A 3,049-nucleotide genomic window follows, 5' to 3' on the forward strand; every position below is an offset into this window, starting at 1 on the left:
TGTTGATTACAAAACTAACTTTAAACAACTTCCGAGTATTTCGCGGAGTCCATGAAATCGACTTACGTCCAACACCAGAAAGCTTGAATAGATCTAAACAACCCATCATTTTATTTGGTGGTCTTAACGGCGCAGGAAAAACCTCTATCCTGAGTGCGGTTCGTTTAGTGTTATTTGGTAGACAATCATTTAACCAAATGTTGACCAATAACGACTATATTAATGAACTCAATGAGCTGATTCATAAGGGGGCTGGTACCATTAGTCAGCCTGATAACGCTTATATTGAGCTCGAATTCCAGTACAGTCAAAATGGTGAAGAAAGTACCTATAAGGTTATTCGTAGCTGGAAGCGTGGACAGAAAGATAAACTTTACCTTGAAAAAGATGACGTAGCGCTAACAGAGTTGGACTACGACCAGTGCCAAGGCTTCTTAAATGAATTGATCCCAACAGGTATTGCAGATCTCTTTTTCTTTGATGGCGAAAAAATTGCTGAACTCGCAGAAGATGAATCCGGTACGGTGCTTAAAACGGCAGTGCGCCGCCTTTTGGGCTTAGATGTGATTGCAAAGCTAAAAAGCGATCTAAATATTTTCCTAAAAAAACAAGGTGCGAGCTCTCTCAGTCATTCCATTCAAGAAGAAATGGAAGCATTGGATCAAAAACGCATCCATCATGAGCGCGCCGCCGAAAAACTACGGTTTCATGCCGAAAATGATATTTATACTCAAATTGAACACACCTCAGCAGAAATTCAGAACTTAGAAAATAAGCTATCTCAAAATGGGGGGGCTTGGGCAAAAACTCGGCATGCGGAGCAGAGTAAAGTCGATGACTTGCTCAAAGAAAAAGTTGAGCTTGAAAAACAAATCCGTATGGAAATGGAAACTAGCCTTCCCTTTGCTCTCGCACCAAAGACAATGAAGTTACTTCTAGCAAAAATCGAACAAGAACAAGCGGTAAAGCAAAAACAAAACTTTGGAAAAGAGCTTGATTCATTTCTTGAAACGCTCAAAGCAAAGCTTGCGTTTAATTTAAGTAGCTCGGCACCCGCGGCTATGGAAGCTATCAATGATAGCTTGCTTGAGCATATGGGGGATATTCAAAAACAGCATCTACTGTTAGATATTTCCGATCGCCAAGCCAATACGATTAATTATCAAATTTCCACGTTAGCGAAAGGCTCTTTTACTCGTTTTGATCAAGCAAGAAATCGCTTGCAACTCGTTGAAGAAGAGATTGATAACATCTCGACTAATATCGCTCGCGCTCCTGAACAAGAGATGGTTCAAGACTGGTTTGCCCAAGTACGTGAATTAGATAAAGAAAAAGCAAAGCTCATTGCTAAATATAAAGACTTACTTGAAGAAGCAAAAAGTGAATTACGGTTAGCGTTAGATTACGCACGTCAAATGCAAAAATTGCACGATAAACACAAAGATCAAACCAATAAAGACCAAAGTATTAGCAATGCACAAAACGCAATGCTATTACTCGGAAAGTTTGGTGAACAGTTGACTAAAGCTCGTGTAAAACAGCTTGAAAATGAGTTTGTTCAATCTTACCAAAAGCTTGCGCGAAAAGAGGACTTACAATTAAGTGCGACAATCAATCCAGTCACTTTCGACGTTGAGCTTATCGATGATCGCGGCATTAAGATCAACCGTAAAGCCATGTCTGCTGGAGAAAAGCAAATCTACGCTATATCCATATTGGAAGCGCTTGGCCGCACATCGGGTCGCAAACTGCCAATTATCATCGATACACCATTAGGCCGTTTAGACTCTCATCATCGTGACAAACTGGTTGAGAATTATTTCCCATTTGCCAGCCATCAAGTCGTTATTCTATCAACAGATACTGAGATCGATAAAAATTATACGAGACTTATCCAAGATGATATCGCCCGTACTTATGAAATCTGTTTTGATGGTAGAACGCAATCTTCAACCATTAAAGAAGGTTACTTCTGGAAAGAAGCAAATAAGGAGGCCGTGTAATGCTACCTAACCGCATGAATCTAACGCGCACAACGGAAGAGCACTTAAAAAAACTTAAAGGCTATACAGGTATTACACCCAACGTTTCTGCACGCATTGCCTTTTTCCGCTCAATTGAAAGTGACTTTCGCTATAGCGGCATTGAGGCAAAACTGGATGGATCTCTCGTGCTAGATAAATTTACTTGGCTAGGTGAAACCAGTGATGTAACCGAATTAGTTTTGAAGATGCACTACCCTGAGCTAGATAGCAAAGGCTATCAACAAGCTTGGGCTACTCATGTTGAAGATGGGATTGCTTCGATTAGAAACCATCGAAGTACGAATGAGCTTTCATTATCATTATAAAATACGAATATCCCCCATTATGCATGGGGGCATCTCTTAACTGATGGTAAAACTGTCTAATAAGATCTCTTCTTGAATAGCTTTGTCGAAATACACCCAATCGCGTTTCATTTTTCTAAATACAGGCCTTGATGACATGTTTTTCTCTATTAACTCAATCACTTCCATTGCTGTAGCAATTGAAAACTTAGCTGATGAAGAAGTTAATGGGAGATAGCCATGACCATAGATACATTTATTTCTCAAGTCTTTAACCTTATCGACTTTGTCTCTCAGATTTTGGTCTAATGATAATGGAAACTCATCTAAAAAAATCTCCCACACATTGCCAAACCCACCAGCACCGATCCATTCATACTTGTTTTTTTTCTTATTGTATTTATAAAGCTTTATTCTTGAAGCGTCCGGTTTTGCTCTATTAGCACTAATTAAATAACCAGTCAGATAAGTTTCCAATATTCGAATGGAGGTAGAAACACAAAGTGAATATTTTTTCGAGTCATAAAGATTATGACAAATTAAGTACAAATAAAATGAATAATACAAATAAACATCTGACTTGTTTGTATCCTTATCGTACACCTTAACCATAGATTCAAACCTATTCACATAGACAAGTCTAATATCAATATATTCTCTGGTTTTTTTACTTATGATTTTATTATGTTTAAGGTAGTCGTTTAAGCAAAACTTATATTT

General features: G+C 38.3%; 3 protein-coding genes. 2 read left to right on the plus strand and 1 reads right to left on the minus strand.

Translation table 11 applies throughout. From position 1 onward, the window contains the following. The first annotated feature begins 2 nt into the window (after positions 1-2). Together dndD and dndE are read left to right on the plus strand one after the other, a co-directional pair. Positions 3-2,003, plus strand: coding sequence for a DNA sulfur modification protein DndD (gene dndD / locus B9J84_RS02365; protein ID WP_094123451.1), 2,001 nt, complete (start codon positions 3-5; stop codon positions 2,001-2,003). After that, positions 2,003-2,350: a DNA sulfur modification protein DndE gene (dndE, locus tag B9J84_RS02370; protein ID WP_094123452.1), complete on the plus strand. Its 348-nt coding sequence runs from the start codon at positions 2,003-2,005 to the stop codon at positions 2,348-2,350. The genes dndD and dndE overlap by 1 nt, the downstream gene beginning before the upstream one ends. A 36-nt stretch (positions 2,351-2,386) precedes the next feature. Here the strand turns inward: dndE and B9J84_RS16280 are convergent. Further along, positions 2,387-3,049 (minus strand): hypothetical protein (locus B9J84_RS16280; RefSeq protein ID WP_404206168.1); only part of this gene is annotated, 663 nt, incomplete at its 5' end.

The sequence above is a fragment of the Vibrio sp. V03_P4A6T147 genome, assembly GCF_002241085.1.
GTDB classification, from domain to species: Bacteria; Pseudomonadota; Gammaproteobacteria; order Enterobacterales; family Vibrionaceae; genus Vibrio; species Vibrio anguillarum.